The organism is Nostoc sp., assembly GCF_036919675.1.
Taxonomy (GTDB): domain Bacteria; phylum Cyanobacteriota; class Cyanobacteriia; order Cyanobacteriales; family Nostocaceae; genus Nostoc.
The window spans coordinates 78,686-98,302 of sequence record NZ_JBALCP010000140.1 but is presented as its reverse complement, the minus strand read 5'-3'; the positions used below and the strand labels follow the sequence as shown (position 1 = coordinate 98,302).

Annotated in this window: 15 protein-coding genes and 1 pseudogene; 9 read left to right on the top strand and 7 right to left on the bottom strand. The window is 40.5% G+C overall.

The features are described 5' to 3' along the window. Positions 1-15 precede the first annotated feature (15 nt). A complete protein-coding gene (locus tag V7K49_RS34260) occupies positions 16-900 on the bottom strand; it encodes an SMP-30/gluconolactonase/LRE family protein (protein WP_335209671.1) in 885 nt (294 codons plus the stop codon). Between the two features lie 255 nt (positions 901-1,155). Between V7K49_RS34260 and V7K49_RS34255 the strand changes: the two genes are divergently transcribed. Beyond that, positions 1,156-1,881: a Uma2 family endonuclease gene (locus tag V7K49_RS34255; protein WP_334864264.1), complete on the top strand. Its 726-nt coding sequence runs from the start codon at positions 1,156-1,158 to the stop codon at positions 1,879-1,881. Positions 1,882-1,935: 54 nt separating this feature from the next. Here V7K49_RS34255 and V7K49_RS34250 read toward each other — a convergent pair. The 3 genes and pseudogenes from V7K49_RS34250 to V7K49_RS34240 form a co-directional block, all read right to left on the bottom strand. Further along, positions 1,936-2,055 (bottom strand): annotated as a pseudogene (locus V7K49_RS34250) (NAD-dependent epimerase/dehydratase family protein); the annotation flags it as partial. A gap of 324 nt (positions 2,056-2,379) precedes the next feature. Continuing rightward, positions 2,380-3,318: an NAD-dependent epimerase/dehydratase family protein gene (locus tag V7K49_RS34245; protein ID WP_335209669.1), complete on the bottom strand. Its 939-nt coding sequence runs from the start codon at positions 3,316-3,318 to the stop codon at positions 2,380-2,382. Further along, positions 3,306-3,581: a hypothetical protein gene (locus tag V7K49_RS34240; RefSeq protein WP_335209667.1), complete on the bottom strand. Its 276-nt coding sequence runs from the start codon at positions 3,579-3,581 to the stop codon at positions 3,306-3,308. Before V7K49_RS34240 ends, V7K49_RS34245 begins: the two co-directional genes overlap by 13 nt. 15 nt (positions 3,582-3,596) lie before the next feature. Between V7K49_RS34240 and V7K49_RS34235 the strand changes: the two genes are divergently transcribed. The 6 genes from V7K49_RS34235 to V7K49_RS34210 all read left to right on the top strand — a co-directional run bounded on the left by V7K49_RS34235 (position 3,597) and on the right by V7K49_RS34210 (position 9,103). Then, a complete protein-coding gene (locus tag V7K49_RS34235) occupies positions 3,597-4,739 on the top strand; it encodes a glycosyltransferase (RefSeq protein WP_335209665.1) in 1,143 nt (380 codons plus the stop codon). Positions 4,740-4,851: 112 nt separating this feature from the next. Continuing rightward, the gene (locus V7K49_RS34230) at positions 4,852-5,610 is read left to right on the top strand and encodes a sugar transferase (RefSeq protein ID WP_298917371.1); all 759 of its coding nucleotides are present in this window, start codon (positions 4,852-4,854) and stop codon (positions 5,608-5,610) included. Positions 5,611-6,127: 517 nt separating this feature from the next. Further along, the gene (gene gmd, locus V7K49_RS34225) at positions 6,128-7,207 is read left to right on the top strand and encodes a GDP-mannose 4,6-dehydratase (protein WP_334864256.1); all 1,080 of its coding nucleotides are present in this window, start codon (positions 6,128-6,130) and stop codon (positions 7,205-7,207) included. A 23-nt stretch (positions 7,208-7,230) separates the two neighbouring features. Beyond that, positions 7,231-8,175, top strand: a complete 945-nt coding sequence (locus V7K49_RS34220; RefSeq protein ID WP_334864254.1) for a GDP-L-fucose synthase family protein — start codon at positions 7,231-7,233, stop codon at positions 8,173-8,175. A 73-nt stretch (positions 8,176-8,248) separates the two neighbouring features. Then, positions 8,249-8,824: a 5-formyltetrahydrofolate cyclo-ligase gene (locus V7K49_RS34215; RefSeq protein ID WP_335209663.1), complete on the top strand. Its 576-nt coding sequence runs from the start codon at positions 8,249-8,251 to the stop codon at positions 8,822-8,824. Between the two features lie 90 nt (positions 8,825-8,914). Continuing rightward, a complete protein-coding gene (locus V7K49_RS34210; RefSeq protein WP_335209661.1) occupies positions 8,915-9,103 on the top strand; it encodes a hypothetical protein in 189 nt (62 codons plus the stop codon). A 301-nt stretch (positions 9,104-9,404) separates the two neighbouring features. Here V7K49_RS34210 and V7K49_RS34205 read toward each other — a convergent pair whose 3' ends face one another. After that, positions 9,405-11,882, bottom strand: coding sequence for a DUF3883 domain-containing protein (locus V7K49_RS34205; protein ID WP_335209659.1), 2,478 nt, complete (start codon positions 11,880-11,882; stop codon positions 9,405-9,407). A gap of 493 nt (positions 11,883-12,375) precedes the next feature. Between V7K49_RS34205 and V7K49_RS34200 the strand changes: the two genes are divergently transcribed. Beyond that, on the top strand, positions 12,376-13,212 hold the full coding sequence (locus V7K49_RS34200) for a carbohydrate ABC transporter permease (protein WP_335209657.1): 837 nt from the start codon (positions 12,376-12,378) through the stop codon (positions 13,210-13,212). A 21-nt stretch (positions 13,213-13,233) separates the two neighbouring features. On the opposite strand, the gene V7K49_RS34195 is transcribed toward V7K49_RS34200, so the two are convergent. Continuing rightward, positions 13,234-13,887, bottom strand: coding sequence for a sugar transferase (locus tag V7K49_RS34195; RefSeq protein ID WP_334864246.1), 654 nt, complete (start codon positions 13,885-13,887; stop codon positions 13,234-13,236). Positions 13,888-14,300: 413 nt separating this feature from the next. After that, positions 14,301-18,350: a hypothetical protein gene (locus tag V7K49_RS34190; RefSeq protein WP_335209655.1), complete on the bottom strand. Its 4,050-nt coding sequence runs from the start codon at positions 18,348-18,350 to the stop codon at positions 14,301-14,303. A gap of 562 nt (positions 18,351-18,912) precedes the next feature. Between V7K49_RS34190 and V7K49_RS34185 the strand changes: the two genes are divergently transcribed. Beyond that, positions 18,913-19,614 (top strand): Crp/Fnr family transcriptional regulator, encoded by a 702-nt coding sequence (locus V7K49_RS34185; RefSeq protein ID WP_298917304.1) that lies wholly within the window; start codon positions 18,913-18,915, stop codon positions 19,612-19,614. Positions 19,615-19,617: the final 3 nt, after the last annotated feature.

Sequence of the window (19,617 nt, the reverse complement as noted above, 5' to 3'; positions counted from 1 at the left end):
ATTACCTGAAAATCGCTATAATTCCTGAAAACCATTAGTAGGTAATCCAGTAACATCAGTTTGGAGAGCAAACAAATCACCAGAGGAGAAACTTTTTTCAATCTCTGCTTGGCTGAGTCCAACTGAAGCAGTGGTAATGTAAAGTGTTTGCAAATCCTCGCCCCCAAAAGTACAGCTGGTTGGCAATTGCACAGGTAGCTTTATCCGCAATATCTCTTCACCCTTGGTGTTGAAACGAATCACATACCATCCATCCCACATAGCTGACCAAATATTTCCTTTACTGTCTATTGTCAACCCATCTGGGTAAAAGGATTCATTAGTTAAATCAACAAAAATACGGCGATTACTAATGTTTCCTGTTACTGAATTAAAGTCGTAAGCGTATATTTTTTTGTGGGGAGAATCTGTCAAGTAAAACGTCTTTTCGTCAGGACTCCACCCCAGACCATTAGAGACAGTCAATCCCGTTTCCATCACATGCAATGAACCATCATTGTCATAGCGATAGAGGCTAGCATGAGGTTTTTCCAAAGAAGACATTGAGCCAAACCAAAAGCGGCCTTGAGAGTCGCATTTGCCATCATTAAAGCGATTATTTGGCAGATTTGATTCAATTTCCAAAATAGGGGTAACTACACCTGTGTGGGTGTTGAGGAATGCCAGGTGATCACGCAGCGCCATAATTAATCTATCTGCACCTGCTGTTGCGATCGCACCGATGACATCTCCCACATCAAAAAAGCTGTTTTTCCCCGTGGCAGGATGAAACTGATGCACCCGATGGTTATAAACATCGACCCAGTACAGTAGGTTTTGGGTAGAGTCCCAGAAGGGCCCTTCACCTAAGCGGGCACGGGCTTCTAGAACATTGTGGAGTGGATATTGCAACTCGTTCATTTTATCACCTAATAACACCATTTATAGAAAGTAATTTCAGTGAAATTGACAGAATTTCTTAATAAAAGTCTACCTTACTAATAGATATCTCTTGAAAATAAACAAAAAGAGAAAGTCTTTATTCCTGTTTAAGTAAAAACTAAAAATCAATTAATCGCGTCTTTCCCAGGTAAAAGAAAAGATTCTTTCTTTTGACTTTCGCCAAACCTTTGCCCTGATCCGTTAACTTAAAGTTAGTCGGTCAAGATTCCCCTTATGTACCAAACAGACCCGCCTCTCTCCCCCAAAGAAGTCCTACCTACCATGTATGATCTTCCCAGTGAATACCCTGAGGACTCTGGTTTGCCTGACGAATTTCACATTTTTCAACCCCAACTTCTGCGCGAAACCTTCTGTCCACCTAACTATCCAGCAGAGGAGGTATTTGTTGCCACTGACTTAAACCTTTACTATGACCTCCGGCATACACTGTGGTACAAACGCCCGGACTGGTTTGCTGCTGTGGGAGTTTCGCGTCTCTACGAACAGCAAAACTTGCGTCTCAGTTATGTCATCTGGCAAGAAGGGGTTGCTCCTTTTGTAGTGGTAGAATTGCTGTCACCAGGAACAGAAAAAGAAGACTTAGGACAAACTTTGCGAGAGATTAGCCAACCGCCGACCAAATGGGAAGTTTATGAGCGGATTTTGCGAGTTCCTTACTACATTGTTTTTGACCGCTACACTGACAAACTCCAAGCATTCCAATTAGTTGCAGACCGCTACAGCGAATTGGACTTAAGTACCCCACGGGTGTGGATGCCGGGTTTGGAAATGGGCTTAGGACTTTGGCAAGGTTCTTACCAAGGAATTGAGCGATTGTGGCTACGTTGGTATGATGCATCCGGGAATTGGCTTTCCACGCCGCTAGAACGAGAAAGTGAACGTGCTAACAGATTAGCAGTACAACTGCGAGAGTTAGGCGTTAACCCTGATGAGTTATGAAAATGCGATCACATCAGTAGGGGCACATAGCAATATGCCCCTAAACATCTTTACTCACAAGGCTTTTAAAATCTCCTCATCTACAGAGAAATCTACTTCGGCTTTGTCTTTTGCATTAGCTAAATAGTCATTTTCCAGAGAGTCTTGTAACCCAGAAATCAAATTATATTTAGGATATTTATCTTTTGCCACAAAAAGCTAGCACTGCTGATTGAAAACATCTCTCGATAAATTTATTTTTTACCGCCAAAACTTGGCGAAAATGAAATCATACATAAACAACGGTAATAACGGATAAATCATCGTTGCAGTTAAGCCCATCCGAAGGGCTAAATTATACCTTCCCGGACTTTTCAAACAGCCTCTAAAAGTATTAATCCAAATTATGCATTATCATATTTTGGATAATAATTAATGATAAATTAACGCGAAATTGACGATTGCCACTAGGGCAACCGTCGCTCAAACCCAACCAAAAGTACAAGCCTTAAATTAGTTTTATAAGGCTTGCAGGATTTCTTCATCCAGAGAAAAATCAACGTCCGCTTGATCCCTTTGAGATACTAAATAATCATTTTCCAGAGAGTCTTGTAACCCAGAAATCAAATCATATTCAGGTTGCCAGTTTAATTCTGTTTGCGCTTTGTTCACCGAAGCAAAGAAATGCTGCACCCGCATCGGAAAAGCTTTGCGCTTGCCGAAATCAAACTTTTTCGGGTCGTAATGGACGATTTTTACAGCATCAGGTGATTTACCAGCAGCTACAGCACTAGCACGGGCTAAACCATCAAAAGTGACAAAGCGATCGCCAGAGATGTTATAAATCTGTCCTGTGGCCTGTTCATTGCCCAAAACCTGAGTCAAAGCCTTTGCCAAGTCTTTTACATGACCTAGCTGTGTGATATGCAAGCCATTTCCAGGGATAGGAATGGGGCGATCGCGCACAATTCTGTCAAAAAACCAGCCTTCCAATTCATTATAATTACGAGGCCCGTAAATATAAGTAGGACGAATAGAGGTAAAGGGCAATCTTAATTGAGTCAGGTAAGCTTCTGTTTCATGTTTACCCTTGTGGCGACTTTTGGGATCTACTGGATCACCTTCTACATGGGGCAATTGGTCAGATTTGAGATACACGCCCGCAGAACTCATATACACAAAATGTTGCACCCGGTCTTGAAAAATCTCTGCTAATGGTTGAGTATCAGTAAGTTCCCGTCCGTTATTGTCAAAAATGACATCAAAATTTTCTTGTGATAACTTTGCTTTTAATTGGGTAGCATCCGTGCGATCGCCTATAATTTGTCCTACTCCCTGTAAAGAAGGTGCTGGCCGATTCCCACGATTGAACAGCACCACCTCGTGTCCTTGTTCCACTAGTAGTTGAGTCAAATAGACACCAATGAACCGAGTACCACCGATAATTAGAATTCGCATAAATTCCCCATTCCTATGTCAGTTGTCGTCAAAGGATTGGGAACTGGGGACTGGGGAAAAGGCAGAAGGGCAAAAGAAGAATAAAAATGCCCAATCCCCAATCCCCAACACCCAATCCCCAATTTGAGGTTATCAGGTTGCAGCATCCATCTGGAACCTCTGAGGGAAAGATTCGTCTTATGTGCTAATCTGCGGCGCTTCCCGTTAATTAATCGGGGAAACTTTTCAGTTAACCTCATCAAGTTGACCTTTGTATTTTCCATTTATTCAAGTTAGCTGTGCCCTTGAAATATGCTCTGGTTCATGAGTGGCTGACACCCAAAGCCACCGGTGGTTCAGAACTCGTTGTCCGAGAAATTTTGAATCACATTGATGCTGATTTGTATGCCCTCATCGATTTTGAATCCAGCAATAGAGAAAGTTATTTATATAAGCGTCAGATTGGTAAGACGTTTCTCCAGAACTTTCCCTATGCCCGGAACGGTATACAAAAATACTTGCCAATGTGGCCTTTGGCAATTGAACAACTTGATTTGCGGCATTATGACATAATTTTGTCTTCATCCCACGCTGTTGCCAAAGGAATCCTTACTACTCCCGAGCAGATGCATATTTGCTACTGTCATAGCCCTATGCGCTATGCCTGGGACTTGACCTTTGATTATCTGCACCACAGCAAAATGGGTAGTGGCTTACCTGGGTGGGTGACGCGATATTTATTACATCGTTTGCGTCAGTGGGATGTATTAAGTGCCAATCGAGTTGATTACTTCATTGCCAACTCGCAACATACAGCTCGGCGGATTTGGCGTTGCTATCGGCGAGAAGCAACAGTCATTTACCCACCAGTGAATATTGCGGAATTTCCATTTCTGTCTGAAAAAGAGGACTTTTACCTGACAGTTTCCCGATTAGTGAGTTACAAGCAAGTATCGTTGATTGTCAAGGCTTTTAATCAACTCAAACGACCATTAGTAGTCATTGGTACAGGAGATGAAATGAAAAAGATTCGCGATATGGCAAACTCCAATATCCAAATACTAGGATGGCAACCCGATAATGTGGTAAAAAAATATATGTCTAGGGCTAAGGCGTTTGTGTATGCAGCTTGTGAAGATTTTGGTATTGCCCTAGTGGAAGCACAGGCCTGTGGCACGCCAGTGATTGCCTACGGTGCAGGAGGTGCTCTAGAAACAGTGCGAGATATCCGCTCTTGTGTGGATACAGGGACAGGTATATTCTTCAGGACGCAAACAGAGGCGGCTTTAGTGGAGGCAGTAGAAAAGTTTGAAGTGGATCAGGGTTTGTTCAGTTCCGAGTATATGCGATCGCACGCCGCGCAGTTCTCACCGCAAATCTTTGCGGAGCGTTATCTAAATTTTGTAAACAAGTGCAACGAAAAAAGACCGTTTTTGGAATGATGCTGTTGGTTAATGTCTTATTTTTTTAGGCTTTTGGCAATTTCCCCCCAGAAGAACCTCATTTTGGCTTTAATATTGGGACTATGTGTGGTGTGGATTATTAAGGAGTATGATGACTGCCCAGAGCTCACTCCTCTCCGGCAAGCGAGGCGTACGGCAAGACACTAGAGGGTCTACGCGTACTTTCTTAAAACGCGGTCAAAAAACAAAGACGCCAAAAGTTAAACCCAAAGGTTTCTCTTTTCAGGGTTTAAACGGAGAGTTTGCCAAACGACTGTTCGATATAATGTTTTCACTGTCGGTGTTAATTTTGTTCTTCCCCGTCTACTTAATCTTGGCCTTGCTGATTGCTCTCAGCTCAGAAGGTCCAATTTTTTATGTCCAGGAACGGGTAGGGAAAAATTACAAGGCGTTTAATTGTATTAAATTCCGAACAATGGTGAGCAATGCGGACGAAATCCTCATGCAAATGATGGAAACATCGCCCCAGTTGCGACAAGAATTTGAAAGCAGTTTTAAGCTGAAACAAGACCCCAGGATTACCAAAATTGGTCGATTTTTGCGAATTACTAGCTTAGACGAATTTCCCCAGTTCTGGAACGTTTTAAAAGGGGACATGAGTGTAGTCGGTCCCCGACCTTTGGTAGCAGAAGAACTGCCAAAATACGGTTGTCACATTGATCAGATTTTAACAATCCGTCCAGGAATTACTGGTTTGTGGCAGGTGTCTGGGCGTAATGACATTCCCTATCCTCGGCGAGTCCAAATAGACCTGCATTATGTCAAATTTAGGAATTTATGGCTTGACTTATGGATTATCTTGAAAACTGTTGATGTAGTTATTCTGCCCAAAAATAACGGGGCATACTGAGATAAGTACTTAGGGTCGATTCTGTGGGACAGTTAATGCCCCTAAGTACCAATTCTTGCCGTAAAACTAAACCAATATTCATCTTTGTTTATTGTTTATATAGTTATTTATCTATCTATATTTATGCCTTTCTACCTAACTCAGACTTCTCTGAGTGTGCATCTGTGGCTCGTTTTACTCTTATTCGGATTTTGCCAAAAGTTTAATTTAAAATATTTATTTTATTCAGTCTTCACAAAACTAGAGATATATAAAGTTTTGACAAAAAACAACGTATATAATACAGAATCTTCATCTATCTGGTAAAAGAAAAAATATATATAATTAAACAATCTTCATTTATCTAAGGTTGATAGAACGTGTTAAATTAATTTTTATTAAGTATATCTATTTATGGAAAAAGTTTTCTAACAACAAGAAATCGTATGTTTCCCATTAGCCAATTCAGCAATTAGCTGCTAGGTTGTATAAGATTGACTGTAACTTTTTAATCAAAGACAATAGGGGATAATTGAGGATGACGCAACAGAAGCGAGCGTTGATTACTGGTATTACTGGTCAAGATGGTTCATATCTGAGCGAGTTTTTGCTGGAACAAGGTTATGAGGTTCATGGCATTATTCGCCGGACTTCTACCTTCAATACAGACCGCATCGATCACATTTACGAAGACCCCCACAAAGACGGAGTGCGGTTGTTTCTTCATTATGGTGACTTGACAGATGGTACGACGTTGCGGCGTATTTTAGAAGACGTCAAGCCAGTAGAGATTTACAACCTGGGCGCTCAATCCCATGTCAGAGTCAGCTTTGATTCACCAGAATACACAGTAGATGCTGTAGGAATGGGGACACTGCGTCTGTTAGAAGCAATTCGGGACTACCAACAGCGTACCGGAATTCAGGTGCGATTTTACCAGGCGGGTTCTTCTGAAATGTACGGTTTAGTACAAGCAGTACCTCAAACTGAGACAACGCCCTTTTATCCCCGCAGTCCGTATGCCTGTGCAAAAGTTTACGCCCATTGGCAAACTGTAAATTATCGTGAGTCTTATGGTTTGTTTGCTTGTAATGGCATACTTTTTAACCACGAGTCACCAAGGCGGGGTGAAACCTTTGTAACCCGTAAAATTACTAGAGCAGTGGCTGGTATAGTTGCTGGTAAGCAGAAAAAAATTTACATGGGTAATCTAGATGCCAAGCGAGATTGGGGCTATGCCAAGGATTACGTCAAAGCAATGTGGTTGATGTTGCAGAAAGACCAACCAGAGGATTACGTAATTTCTACTGGTGAAACTCACTCGGTGCGGGAGTTTTTGGAACTGGCATTTAGTTATGTGAATCTCAATTGGCAAGATTATGTAGAGTTTGATGAGCGTTACCTGCGTCCATCTGAGGTTGAGTTGTTGATTGGCGATTCTACCAAAGCACGGCAGAAGTTGGGCTGGACACCATCAATAACCTTTGAAGAACTAGTTTCCCTAATGGTAGAAGCAGACTTACAAGCATTGGGTCACACTTCACCCAATGGAAATGGTTCGCAATTTCCAAATGATATTGCGACTATTCGTCAACAACTGGGCGCTTTGCACTTCTGATTCACACCACAGAGGATAAAAATATGACCGCCTTAGAATTAAAAAATAAACGCATTCTCGTCACTGGTGGGTCAGGGTTTCTAGGTCGTCAGGTGATAGATCAACTAGGTAAAGCAGGGGCTGATCGTGAGAAGATTACAATAGTGCGATCGCGCGATTGTGATCTGCGTGTCTGGGAAAATAGCCAACGTGCAGTTGACCAACAAGACATAATTATCCACCTAGCAGCTCATGTCGGTGGCATCGGTCTGAACCGCGAAAAACCCGCAGAGTTGTTCTACGATAACTTGATCATGGGAACCCAGCTAATTCATGCTGCCTATCAAGCTGGAGTACAAAAATTTGTTTGTGTTGGCACAATCTGCGCCTATCCTAAATTCACTCCAGTGCCATTCAAAGAAGATGATCTTTGGAATGGCTACCCAGAGGAAACCAACGCCCCCTACGGAATTGCTAAAAAAGCACTTTTAGTCCAATTGCAATCTTACCGCCAGCAGTACGGTTTTAATGGGATTTACCTACTGCCAGTGAATTTATATGGCCCAGAAGATAACTTTGACACTGGAAGTTCCCACGTCATTCCAGCATTAGTTCGCAAAGTTCACGAAGCCCAAATTAAGGGAGAAAAGCAACTCCCAGTTTGGGGTGATGGCAGTCCCACGCGCGAGTTTCTGTATTCAGAAGATGCAGCGCGGGGGATTGTTATGGGGACTGAATTTTATAACGAATCGGAACCAGTTAACTTAGGAACAGGTGATGAAATCTCCATCCTTAATTTAGTAACTCAAATCTGTGAATTGATGGAGTTTAAGGGTGAAATTGTCTGGCAAACTGACAATCCGAATGGTCAACCCCGCCGCCGTTTAGATACTGAACGGGCAAAGCTTGCCTTTAATTTCACGGCTCAGGTGGGCTTTGAAGAAGGGTTAAAGAATACGATTGAATGGTATCGTCAACACGCTGCATAACGATGTACTGGTAAATGTAGGGTGGTATAAGCTGGGCGATGCCCAGCTTATTTGTTTGACGCTATAAATTTTCATGGACAAAGTTAATCATCAACTAAATAAAGCAGAACTACGCCGCACTCTACTCAAAACACGTCAATCAATGTCCGTCGAAGAGTGGAGAGAAAAAAGCGATCGCATTTGCTCTCATTTACAAAACTCTACTTTGTTCAGCCAAGCAAAAACAATCCTCGCTTATTTCAGCTTTCGCCAGGAACCTGATCTCAGTCCACTATTTACAGACAGCAAATACCGTTGGGGATTTCCTCGCTGCATTGATAAATCCCTATGTTGGCATACTTGGGCACCTGAAGATTCTCTCCAAAGCGGCGCTTATGGCATTCCTGAACCGCACCCCGATGCTCCAATATTAGATCCGGCTGAAGTGGATTTGATTCTCGTCCCCAGTGTAGCTTGCGACTATCAAGGATATCGTTTGGGTTATGGCGGCGGATATTACGATCGCTTGCTCAGTTTACCGCAGTGGCAGACAAAGCCGACTATCGGAATTGTCTTTGATTTTGCCTATTTGTCCCAAATACCTATTGAACCTTGGGATAAACCACTACAAGCTGTTTCTACAGAAACCGGATTGACTCAAAAAGGCTGAAGGATTCAGGATGATCAAGACACATCATCAAATGTTTTAGATTTTTGATCAGAGGTTACGATAAAATTAATCAAACTCTCAAGGAAAGCCATGTCTGACTCAGTTCAGTATGTCACTAACGCACAGGGAGAAAAAGTTGGAGTACTGTTAGATTTAGAAACTTACCAACAGCTAACCAACTTGTATGTAGATTCTGAATTATTGATTGGTTTAAATCTAGATGAGTTGCAAGCTTTAGCAGAAAGTTCTTTATCTTCCAAAGCTCAGATCCAATTATAGGAATTATTAATTAAAAATTCGGAAAATTATTTGTCAAATAAAGAAACTGAAACTTTAGACAGATTATTAGCACAAATTGACCAATTAAATATTATTAAAACTAGAGCTAGATATACATTAAATATTTTTACCAATAAATAGCAAGTAGCGTGAGTATTTACATTCCTCTTGAATTAAAAAGTCAAAAATCAATTTCGGCATTGCTGGAATCAGGGGATAGATTTTGATGTATTGAAATCTCAAACTCCTTATCCTCTCCGCGTCTCTGCGTGAGATAAATCATCCCACAATTATCCAACGCTTAAATTTCTTGTATATTTGAACTTAAATAAGTTGCATTCTGAGCTAATCTTTTCCAATTAAATATTATGTCATTACCTGAATTATTGGAATTACTTTGTAGACCAATCAATACTTCTATTTGATTACTATCATATCCACAAGAAGTACGAGATTGCTGACTAAGTTTTGAGAAGATATCTTGTAATGTTTTCCATGCAGATTTAATCCGAATCATTTTCGTAACTAATTCGCCAACATGGAGAACTATTAGTAATTCATATTTGTCTTGATTGTCAAGTTTACACATTTTGTCCCATTCATTTGGTGTAATCCGAATCACACCATTATAATTAGGATTAATTGTTTTGACTTCTACAAATAATTCACTTGTTGTTTTGACACACTGATAATCATAACCAGTTCCATCTGGCTGTTTGTAAACAGTATAACCAAGATTTTGGTAAAATAATTCAGCCTTGTTTTCTCCAAATTTACCCCATTGTTCTGGTTCGTATCCTTTACCTGGTTCCTCAATTGAAATAATACTAGTTATTTTTGTTTCTTCACTTTCTATAGAAGGAGCGTTATTAATATTCAAATCTTTTGGTATGTCGGGAGATGGATCAGGAATATCAAAACCGCCTTCTCTGAGATAACTAACTATTTCATCTAGAGGATCATCTAAGAAATCTAATAATTTTTCACTACTAATTTTTTTCTCATCTAATCCCAATGCTTTGATGAGGTATTCCCCAACTTTGGCATTTTTTCTGCTATTCCACCGACCAACATAAAAAATTCCATTGCTCCCATAAAAGTTGTAAAATGGTTCTTCATAGTCTATATCTTTGACAGAATAGTAAAGTTTTCTAGGATTACTAATAGTAAGTTTATCTAAAGCACTAAGAATTTTTTGGCTTTGATCATCAACTAATTCTAGAACAGTAGAGTTCACTAAGTAAACACTAATATAGTAAACTCTATCACGTATTAATTGCGGTAAAATTTCACAAGGTTTATTTACATCGTAATAACCCGGAGCATTTGGAATTTTTTTAACATTAAGAATAGACAATAAATATTCAAAAGCACTATAATTACTCAAATTTTCTGGAAATTTAACCAGTCGAGGATTCCGTTTATAAGGTAACCCAAGTGATGAATCTAGATAATACAATTCATTAATAGGATGTAATTGATCATCACAACCAAGAAATTTACCAGTTTTACTCCATTGATTGATCAAACTTTTATCTTCAGAATTTCCTCTCTGTAAAACTTTAGATAATTTTTCATAAATAGATAATAATTTTTGATTATGTCTTTCTTGTGAAAAATTGGTATTTATATTGTCTATTATTTGCAGATATGCTCTTACATCTAGTTTTATCTTAATTCCTAAAAAAGACTCAATTGTACTTGTAATCGGAAATTCTATTGCTGATATCGGTAAATCCAAATTAATTAAATCATTTCTGAGAGAATATGAGTAAATCTCAGAAGGTTTACGACATCGTTTATCTATACAAGGAATTGATGGATATTGGGTAAATAAAAACTTGAAGAAAGAAGAAACGTTTTGTGTATTGTGCGAACTAATCCGAATTTTGGAATCAATAGCTGGTACAAGTTGACCATTTTTGACTAAAGTTGGTAATTCAGATAATTTTTCAAAATCCTCCTGGCTTAGATCACGATGATAATTAAATATTTCTCTAATAATTTTAATAACATTATTAGAGTTAATTAACTCCTTATTATTTTGTAGTAAAGCAATTTTTTTCTTGATTAATTCAAGCCCATTAATTTCCTTAACACCTATATTCAGTAAAAATTGTCTCCATTTTTCTGGTGATTCACTACTAGTACAATAATCATTGCTAACAAGATTAGGTAGTTTAAATTCTTGAAGAAAATTTAATGATTCAGAAACATTGATATAAAAGTCTGGCAAATTACAATCAGCAACTTGTTTTAAACCATCATTAGTCAGCAATAAAAAACTACTAAGTTTATGTTTGATTGCAGTGCTTATTGTTTGGTTATAAAGCACACTAAACATAAATCTGGTAATTTGTATAGTATTAATCTCATTAATTTGATGATTATCAATCAGAGGGAGAATAAACTTTGTAATAATTTCTAACCCATCAGGTTTAACAATATTAATCTTTAGGAAAAATTGTCTCCATAAGGTAATATTTTTCTCATACTCACAATAATTAGATACAATAAATTTAAAATTATTATTTTCGTCTAAATTTTTAGCTATAGATTCCAAAGGGTACTTTGGCTGATAGTAATCAGACAAATAACAAACAGAAGATAGAGCAGTATAATATTTATCTAATATTTTATAAAGGAGTTTGAGGTTACTTAATCTTTGATATTCAATATCCGTAAGTTGATGACGATATTGAAAAATAAAACGAACATGATTAATATGATCATTAACTGTATTGGCTAAACCGCTATACTGAGTATAGCCAGCTTTCAAACAAAGATTTAGTAATTCAGTAAATACACTTAACTTGCATACATAATGTTTGTCGCATCCTAAGCAGCATAAGTGTTTTAGACAATAAAACAGCTCTGTACGTAAAAAGTCATTGGGTCTTTAATTTACCAGAGTGTATCTATTTGAAACTCGCTTTAACTAATCTCCAGTTTTTTAAGTACCGTTTTTTTTGCTTTGCGCCGTAATTTCCACTTGCGTATGCTCATGACAATTGAGCCAAAGTCCCGACTGGCAAAGGCTGTTGTTTTATTCGCACTGTGCCAAATTGTATCCGCCTCAGTTAGTTTAAAGAATACCGTCCCTGTCGTTGGTTCAGAAAAAGTTAAAGTGACTGTATTGATGTCAATATAATCAACACTCCCGTCTACTGTCCTGCCATTTCCAGCTATTATGTGGATGAAAGTAAGGACAGGGAATTTTAGTAAAGAAGGTTGTAATAAATATTTACAAAACTCGGAAAGTTATTAATCAAATGCTCAACTGGAATAAATCACGATCGCAGATTCTGCTAATGTATGCGCTATTGGGAGCGATCGCACTGGTGATGCTCTTTCCTTTACTATGGCTAATTAGTACATCCTTAAAATCGCCTACGGAAAATATTTTTCAGTCGCCGCCACAGTTGTTGCCTACCTCACCAACACTAAATAACTTTTTTAGTGTGTGGAACTCTCTACCTTTTGGACAATACCTGTATAACAGTACTTTGGTGTCAGTGCTGACTGTGGGCTTAAATCTGCTGTTTTGCGCTTTAGCTGCGTACCCGTTGGCAAGATTGTCGTTTGTCGGGCGAGATTGGATTTTTGTGGCGATCGTCTCCACGATTATGATTCCCTTCCAAATCGTGATGATTCCCCTCTATATTTTGACAGTCCAGTTGGGTTTGATAAATACTTATTTAGGGATGATCTTTCCTAGTTTAGCTTCTGCCTTTGGCATTTTTCTGTTGCGCCAAGCTTTCATGAGTGTCCCCAAAGAAATAGAAGAAGCCGCTCGAATGGATGGCAGTTCCGAGTTAGGATTGTGGTGGCATGTGATGTTACCAGCAATTCGTCCAGCACTGGTAACTTTAGCTATTTTTGTATTTATTGGTGCTTGGAGTGACTTTTTGTGGCCTTTAATTGTCATCCAAGACGAAAATTTATACACTCTTCCCTTGGGAGTCGCAAAGCTAGTAGGTACATTTTCCCTTGACTGGCGGTTAGTAGCTGCTGGTTCAGTGATTGCGATCGCCCCAGTATTATTACTATTTTTGTTTTTACAACGTTACATTGTACCTACGGAAACTGGTAGCGGGGTCAAGGGTTAAACAGATGTGAGTAGCAACAAATTAATAAGCACCAGTCTTTTTTAAGACTACCCAGATAGTTTTAACAATCAAACTCAAGTCGTAAGTTACAGACCACTTCTGTTGATAATCTATATCCATCTTGACAATGGTTTCAAAGTCTTTGATGCTCGAACGACCATTAGCCTGCCATTCTCCGGTAATACCTGGTTTGACTCGCAATCTATCCCAGTGATGTGGATCGTAATGCGTGACTTCATCAGGAGTCGGTGGACGAGTACCAACTAAACTCATGTCCCCTACTAGAACATTCCAAAATTGGGGGAATTCGTCCAAGCTAGTACCCCGCAAAAATTTACCTACAGGAGTAATCCGAGGATCATCAACAGATTTAAAGATGTGACCTTTGGCTTGGTTTTCGACCAAATGCTTGAATTTATCGGCATCGACGATCATAGAACGGAATTTCCATATTCGGAAAGTTTTTCCGTTCAAACCACAGCGCATTTGGGAATAAAATATTGGACTTGGTTGATGAATAACGGTAGCAATTGCTACGGGAATTGCTATTAAAAATGTAATCATCAGCCCTACAATGGCTCCGATAATGTCAATTAATCGTTTAGCCACACTTACAGTTGAGGGATGTAAGGGCTGTTGTGAGCAATTAACTGAATAAAGATAAAGATCATTCACAAGGGCTAGCTTATCTACAACAGGACTTTTGCATCAGTAGTGTAGACATGGACATAATTTTTTTGATGCGATTTTTAATGCTTTGACCATTTCTACTGAGTGTTAACATACACAAAAATCAAACAAAAGAAAAACCGAAAACTCCAAATTTACAGAATCTTTCAATTAAGATAATGAATTATAAATTTCCAGTATTTTTCCGTAAAGAATACTGCTACGATTCATAACCAGTAAATTCTAAGTAAACAGTAGTTTTCCTCAGAAAATTACGTATTGTAGCTGGGAAATTTTTTAGAGAGTAGGTTGTGCTGAAGTAATAGTACCGCTTTGTAGAATTCAAAATTCAAAATGCTTGTGAGGTAAGCATTTTGAATTTTGAGTAGTATCTCTATTTACACTGTGATCTACTAGTCTCAATGATCAACCTCTAAGGCGAAATTCACCGTATATGGTTCCTCCAATGATTGCTGATTACTAGCCTTAATTGCATCTAAGTAGCGACGCAAAGACAACAGTTGTTGGGAATTGGGACGATAAGTGAGACTCCCTTGTTTTTCAAAAAGTGGGGCTGTGGCGATCGCCTGATAGTCAGGATTTTCTTGTGAACCCTGAGTCAGCCAAGTTGAGTCTGTAACTGAAGGTATCAAACCCGAAGGCAGTTCACCTTCCAAAAAAGCCAGCAGCCGTTGCTGACAAGTGCGAGTATTGATCCCACGACCCTCAAATAACTGGATAACTTCACCAAAAGATAAGGGTCGATCTGGTAGCAGCCGCAGCAATTCTGTAAATAGGAAATAATCAGTGTATTGTTGCCTGGGTATATCTAATATTTGGGGATGCAGAGGCAGCATCGCCAATCCATAAGCAACCCGACTACAATTGGGAGCGCCGTTTTCGCCGAGATATAAATCTTGAATAATCTTAGCGTTGGGGAGTTTTTGCCGTAACCAGCGGTTCACCGTCCCGACACAAGCCACTCCACCAGTCAAGATCGCTTGATTAATTGCTTCTGTAGGAATGCCACGAGCTACCAATAACTTATTGAGTTCTCGGTTCAAGCGGCGCACAAACGGGATAAATACCTGGCTTTCTAAGTCTCGTCGCTGCAAAATCCAAAGATGATCGGCCAATTCCAGAGTAAAAGAGTCTTGGTGTTGCAAAATCAACTTTAGGGCAAGTGCCGCATCTAATACCGCCTGTCCCAGCAGGGAACTTTCTAGACGCTGCTGGAGGCGAATCCGAGCGGTAATATCTGGTTCTCCGACTCTAGGTAGTTCTAATTCTTCCAACCCTAAACTCTGCCAACGCATTTGGTCTAAACCAGGAATTGACGGTTGCCATTGCCAAGAATTACTAGTAATAGTTTTGCGATCGCTTTGTGTTTGGGAGCGTGATTGCCGAGATTTCGGTGGCAATAGCAGCTGGCAGATAATATCTTGTTCAATTCCCTTGCCAGCATAGGCAAAACTGTGGAGCATGAAATCATTGTATGTCAATTGCAGCAATGTTACTGGTATATCTACCAGTAACATTTCTGTGGCAGTTGTCCCAATGTTAATCACCAGGGTGTTGCCCACAAGAGGATCTTCGCTGGTTTTTGCCGGATGAGAACCCTGAACTTGGCTTAATTTTATTTGCTCACCGTTAGCAGCATCGAGTTCCGGGAGTAGACTAGCGATCGCTTCTTCCACAAAAAAGACTTGCTGCGGATGTTGGATGAGTTTGCTGGTGAGCAAAGCTTCTCGCACGTTGAAGCGGTATTGTTCCGACCAACTAGATGGACACGTGCAAATCACACCAGCAATATTATTGATAATCTGCGGAAAATTTTGTTCGCTGATCCCAACAGCAGCAGCCATTAAACTAGGGGTGGTACTAGTCTGATCGGATTTGAGGGTTAATAGTAGCTTAGAGAGCGATCGCACAACCCAAATCAAAGGCCCTGCCGAAAATTCATTTAATTGCAAAACAGGTTCCCATTTTTGCCGTTCACTCTTGTAGGGAATGGCTACTTGTAAATAGGGCTTCAACTGCGCCGAGTAGAGATTATTTTTCGTCGGATCTGCTGTCGATCTAGGTGTTGCAGGAGTGGTAGCTGAGTGGTCAGGCACTTTATCTTGGGCAACAGCCGCAGGTGCTATCTGCTCATGTGTTTCGATCCTTTCATTTTCACCGTGGGGTACAGAAGCTGTAGGCAGATAAACCTCTGTTGGTAAACGAAATGATTGCTGAAAGGAACTTGTTCCCGGCGGATTTTCTGCTGACCAGTAGATAGGATGTACAACAAAAGTCGAGCGATTTAATAATGCGGCAGAAATTCCTGTTGTACCTAAATCAATTCCTAAATACCAAACTGATTCTAGAACATTAAGCGAAACTTCTGGATTGGTGATCGAGTCGGAAATTGAAGGTAAAGAACTGTCTTGAACAGGAGTTGTGACTTCCTTTTTTTTTTCAGTTTCTACCTGGGGAACTGCCAAACTGGAGAAAGCAACAGTTGAGGTGTTTTCTGCTGTTTGGATATTTTCTGTTTGCGGTTCAGGGGAAGTTGTGGGGATTGGGTCTTGAGTTTTACCAATTAGTTCGGAGAAAATATCCAAGTTTATAGCTGGCTCCGACTCAGAATTTAGCTGCTGATCAAAATTAGCCAAATCCCGATCTAATTGTTGCAACTGCTCTTCATCTAAGGAAATATCAGGTAAGATTTGAGCCTGGTTTGACTCTAAAGAAAGTAAGTTTTCTTGGGGTGAAGCAGCAATGTAGTTATCTAAAAACGGTTCTGGCTGCTCATCGTTATTTAATACTTCCGATGTGGCGATACCTTCTGTAGGCTTTGCCAACGGAATTTCTGCTACTTCTGGAGTAACTGGTGCTGTAGCTGTGGCATTATCCATAGAAGATGATACTTCCGGCAGTTGCTGATCACTACCTGCATCAGCCAATAGCTCAGTTAGGGTATTAATTGTATCAACACTAGCTGGCTGAGTGTCGAGTTGCAACAAGGAACTGTCTGTTTGTGGCACAGAGTTGCTAAGAGGCGAGTCTTGGTCAGTATCCTCTTCAAAAAATAGTTCTGACTGTGGTTCTGATGAATCTGTGGTTTCTACTGGAGTCTGTTGAGTTATTTGTGGGTGAGTGTTGCTCAGATCCAACAAATCCATATCTGGTGTCACAACCGCAGAATCCACGGTTGCAGGCACAGGTGGACTCTCAGCGATGTTCAACGTTGATGGGGAGGCTAGGGAAGCAAATAAGTCATTTGTGACAACCTCAAGACTTGGATTATTAACATCACCAGTACCAAACAAACTGGCGTAAAGCTGGTCTACTTCATCACCAATTAATGCAGAAATATCTTGCCGTAATTCGGTCGGGGTTTCAGAAGATTGAGACGAGTCTAAGCCAAGCTGCAACAGCACTGCATCTAAATCCTCTGTGAGGGTAGTATCCTGTTGCTTAGAATTAATTGTGGGTGAAGATGAAGTTTCTGGCTGGATCAGCTCCAAGGGTTGGGGCGCAACTTCAGTACTGATCTCGGCTGGGTTAGCCAATGATGGTGGTGTCTCAGATTCTCCCCCAAGGAAAGATGGCTGGGAACTAGGGGATTGTTGCTGCAAATGCTGGGTCAAATTGTTGAGAAAGCTGGCCATCAACTGTTCGCCTTGCATTCCCTTGCTATGCATTCTTGCCAGTGCTTGCGACAGGGACTCGTCATAAGTATTAATATTGCGCTGTAGTGCCTCAAAGACTACATTCACCGTCCCATCTAGCGATAATAAACGTTGATCCAACTCTCTGGCTAGCTGGGTTAACTGCTGCACGCGGTCTGGTGATTCTAATAAAGGTTGAGTTCCAGAGGTTGCGTGATTAATTCCTCCTGAAGAACTGGTGGAATTTTCCCCCGTCTGTGCCACTACTGGCGTTAAAGTTGGTACAAGGCGACTCATGAGTACCTGTAAAAACTCGGTAATTATTTGCTCCTGGTTTGTCAACTGCTGCGCTAGAGAGTAGTTTTGCAAACGCTTTTGTTCTAGCTGGCGAATTTCCTGGATGAGAGTGGCTCGCTCTTGCAAGAGCAATTCTAATTCCGATCGCAATGGCTGTATCAAGCTCGAAAATTCACTTTTTAATTGTCCTGCCCCAACAGTACTCTCTTCCTGACTGAGTTCGAGCGGCGGTAGTGGATACTGGTAATAATCATGAGCAGTAAATTTTGTTAATAAAGGCGATGGCTCCGCCAACGCCAAGGGCGAACGCGGTTCTTCAGAAGACTGATTTGGGATGCCGCTCTCTAATGCTTCTTTTTCTTGTAGCCTCACCAAGAAGTTGCGAATTCGCTCTAAAACTTCTTTAGGCTCTTGCATCTGACCAGGCAGAAATCTAGACAGGCGCTTACCACCGCTGGCAAGTAAGTTGTCAATGTCTGCGATCAGCTTTTGAATTTCATCTGCACTGGAAGTCACTTTTATCACCTTACCTAAAAACGTATGTTAACTAATGTAACAATTCCTTTCCAATCACCGTACCCCTACTCCTGTGGGGATCTTGCTACGCGCAGCATCGACCATAGGAGAAGTTTTGAGTGGCAAAAGCCGCTGCTTGGATTTGTGACTGTCATTATGTTATGGATTACTGGGAGTCGTGGCAATCTTCAGTCAGCATTTGTTTAAGAAGCTTAGTTTTGCAGGTCATTGGTTGCCTATTTTTGAAAATCGCTAAAATACCTGAGCAATAATTTACTCCCTTTAGTATCATTAATGTTGTTTGCCTATATTCTTAACTAATCAAGTTTGCAGTGCAGCTAGCCCCTAAGCAATACAACCGCCGGCTATAAACTACTTTTTGCAAAACTTTTACCCCATTTAAACTTATAGGTAAAGATTATTTATAAAAACGTTCTTGTCGCTTTCTTATGTAGCATAGTTAGTTTTCCCTTTGAAAGGGGGCTGTGCAATGATAGCTTAGGCTATAAAATGGCGCTCTTGTTTGTTGTGTGTACATAGCAGCTTGAATAAAGATGTCGTAATGGAAGACCGATATAGCTTGCAAGCACAGGCTCATCCCTGGATGATCACATCGGCTCCCTTTTTTCAAGGGTTGCCAAAAACTGCTGTGGAATCAGCCCTCATCCATCTTGTCACCCGCACTCACCCAGCCAATCAGGTGATTCTCCTGGAAAATGACTGGGGTGGTTCTGTGTATTTTATTATGGATGGATGGGTAAAAATTCGCACCTACAATCTGGAAGGAAAAGAGGTAACGCTGAATATTCTTGGCAAAGGGGAATTGTTTGGTGAAATGGCGGCGCTAGATGAAGTACCTCGATCAACAGATGTGATTACCTTGGCCCCGACGGTAATTGGCAGTATGCCTGCTCAGGATTTTATCAAGTTACTTCAGATAGAACCTTTGGCGGGAGTTCGATTAGCGCAACTAATGGCACGACGTTTGCGGCAAGTAAATCGCCGATTGCGGTTGCGGGAATCTGATAGCCAGTCACGAGTGGCAGATACGTTGCTATTTTTGGCAGAAGGACAGGGAAAAAAAGGGCAAACAGGAACTGAAATCCCCAATTTACCTCATCGGGAATTGAGTAGTTTGAGCGGACTGGCGCGGGAAACTGTCACACGAGTATTGACAAGGCTAGAAAAAAAAGGGTTGATTAAACGGGATCAAGACAATATTTGTATTCCCGATTTGTCAGCCTTGGAAAGAATGATCGTGTAAAGT

Excerpts from the sequence above, each read along its gene's own strand:
- V7K49_RS34260 (WP_335209671.1), bottom strand. The coding sequence starts at position 900 with ATGAACGAGTTGCAATATCCACTCCACAATGTTCTAGAAGCCCGTGCC.
- V7K49_RS34255 (WP_334864264.1), top strand. The coding sequence starts at position 1,156 with ATGTACCAAACAGACCCGCCTCTCTCCCCCAAAGAAGTCCTACCTACC.
- V7K49_RS34245 (WP_335209669.1), bottom strand. The coding sequence starts at position 3,318 with ATGCGAATTCTAATTATCGGTGGTACTCGGTTCATTGGTGTCTATTTG.
- V7K49_RS34240 (WP_335209667.1), bottom strand. The coding sequence starts at position 3,581 with ATGGAAAATACAAAGGTCAACTTGATGAGGTTAACTGAAAAGTTTCCC.
- V7K49_RS34230 (WP_298917371.1), top strand. The coding sequence starts at position 4,852 with ATGACTGCCCAGAGCTCACTCCTCTCCGGCAAGCGAGGCGTACGGCAA.
- gmd (WP_334864256.1), top strand. The coding sequence starts at position 6,128 with ATGACGCAACAGAAGCGAGCGTTGATTACTGGTATTACTGGTCAAGAT.
- V7K49_RS34220 (WP_334864254.1), top strand. The coding sequence starts at position 7,231 with ATGACCGCCTTAGAATTAAAAAATAAACGCATTCTCGTCACTGGTGGG.
- V7K49_RS34215 (WP_335209663.1), top strand. The coding sequence starts at position 8,249 with ATGGACAAAGTTAATCATCAACTAAATAAAGCAGAACTACGCCGCACT.
- V7K49_RS34210 (WP_335209661.1), top strand. The coding sequence starts at position 8,915 with ATGTCTGACTCAGTTCAGTATGTCACTAACGCACAGGGAGAAAAAGTT.
- V7K49_RS34200 (WP_335209657.1), top strand. The coding sequence starts at position 12,376 with ATGCTCAACTGGAATAAATCACGATCGCAGATTCTGCTAATGTATGCG.
- V7K49_RS34185 (WP_298917304.1), top strand. The coding sequence starts at position 18,913 with ATGGAAGACCGATATAGCTTGCAAGCACAGGCTCATCCCTGGATGATC.